The following is a 1,862-nucleotide window of genomic DNA, read 5'->3' on the forward strand; positions in this document are numbered from 1 at the left end:
GTGCGCGGCGGCTCCACCGCCGCCCGTGGCCAGACCCGCCGGTACGCCTTCCGCCGCAGCTGATCCGCGCTGCTGGTACGGACGCCGGTCGGTCGCGTACCTGATCCGGCGGCCGGTGGAGCGGGGAGCGCGCTCCCGGTGCGGGCGACCCGTCGGTTGCCGCACCGGGGCCTGTCCCGAGCGGCCCGGTGAGCCGGTTCGGCGTGTCGCGGCGCGGAAGTAGGACCGCGACGAGCGTGATACCTCTGAGGTATCAAAATGCCTCAAAGGTATCGCGCTCACCGGACACCGTGCCGCCAAAAGTCGCCTGCCGGAGGGGTTACCGGCGCCGCTTGTCACCACGGCCGGGACCCGACACGGGGCCGCCGGTCCGGATCCGACCACCGGGCCGCCGGTCCGGACCCGATCGCCCCCGGGTCAGCCGATCAGCGGGCGGAAGGTGCCGAGCGCGACGCTGACCGCGATCGCCGCACCTCCCAGCACGGCCGCTCCGGCGACGAGCAGCCCGTCGGCCAGGCCGAACCGCTGCCGGCGGGCGACGGTGCGCGGGGTACCGGCGTCGAAGCCCCGGGCGTCCATCGCCACCGCCAGCCGGGTGCCCCGTCGGAGCGCCCCGACCAGCAGGGCGAACGCGGTCGACACGAACAGCCGCAGCTTCGCCACCGGGTTGCGCCCGGCGTCCACGCCGCGCGCCCGGCGGGCCATCTCGATCATCTGCCACTCCTGGCCGAGCAGCGGGACCAGCCGGAACGCGGCCAGCGTCCCGATGGCGAACCGGGCCGGCGCCTTCGCGTTCTGTACCAGCGCGTCGGCCAGGTCGGTCGGGTCGGTGGTGGCGAAGACGATCACGCCCGGCAGGGCCACCGCGAACATCCGCAGCGCCAGCCCGAGCGCGGTCAGCAGCACCCCCGAGGTGACCAGCAGCGGCCCGGCGTCCAGCAGCACCCGGCCGGACCGGTCGGCGGCGAAGAGCACCAGCGTGACCACGATGCCGGCCGCGCCGGCCAGCAGCGGCAGGGCCCGCCGGGCCAGCACCCGGTACCGGATCCCGAACAGCGGCAGCACGGCCAGCTCCACGGCGATCGCGATGGCCGGGGCCACCGGGTCCAGGGTGGCCACCAGGACGGCCGAGAAGACCAACGCGGCGGCCAGCTTCGCCACCGGGTTGCGCCGGGCCAGCGGCGCGCCGGGCGCCGCGACCGGTTCCAGGCTGATCACGGGCGCCGCCCGGAGTCGTCGCCGGCCGGGTCGGGCCGCCGGTCCAGGGTGACGGTGCGGTCGGCGAGCGCGGCGACGAAGTCCGCGTCGTGGGTGACGGTGACGACGCCGTGCCCGGCGTCGCGCAGGTCGGCGAAGAGGTCGACCAGCTCCCGCCAGGTGCGCCGGTCCTGGCCGAAGGTTGGCTCGTCGCAGATCAGCAGGCGGGGCGCGGTGGCCAGCGCGGTCGCCACGCTCAGCCGCCGCGCCTCCCCGCCGGAGAGGGTGTACGGGTTCGCCCCGGCCAGCCGGGTCAGCCGCAGCCGGTCCAGCAGGGCGTCCACGGTGGCGCGTACCGCCGGCTCGGACTGGCCGGTCCGGCGGGGGCCGAGCGCAGTTCGTCGAAGACCGTGGCGGTGACGAACTGGTGCTCCGGGTCCTGGAAGACCGAGCCGATCCGGCGGGCCAGCGCGGGCGCCCGCCAGCGGTGCGGGGGAGTGCGGTCGTCCGCTCCGGCCAGCGCGGCCGTGGCGTGACCCGGCCGACGCCGGGGCGGAGCAGCCCGCCGAGGAGCAGGGCCAGGGTGGACTTGCCGACGCCGTTGGGCCCGAGCACGGCGAGCGCCTCGCCGGCGCGTACCCGCAGGTCGGTGGGGGCCAGCCGGG

The 1,862-nt window shown here is 76.8% G+C and carries 1 protein-coding gene and 1 pseudogene; both read right to left on the reverse strand.

Annotation, left to right across the window (positions count from 1 at the left end):
• Positions 1-417: 417 nt before the first annotated feature.
• Positions 418-1,218, reverse strand: coding sequence for an energy-coupling factor transporter transmembrane protein EcfT (locus tag JNW89_RS35995; protein WP_238452406.1), 801 nt, complete (start codon positions 1,216-1,218; stop codon positions 418-420).
• Positions 1,215-1,862 (reverse strand): annotated as a pseudogene (locus JNW89_RS36000) (ABC transporter ATP-binding protein); the annotation flags it as partial. The gene JNW89_RS35995 and the pseudogene JNW89_RS36000, both read right to left, overlap by 4 nt.

It is taken from the genome of Micromonospora sp. 4G55 (assembly GCF_016803375.1).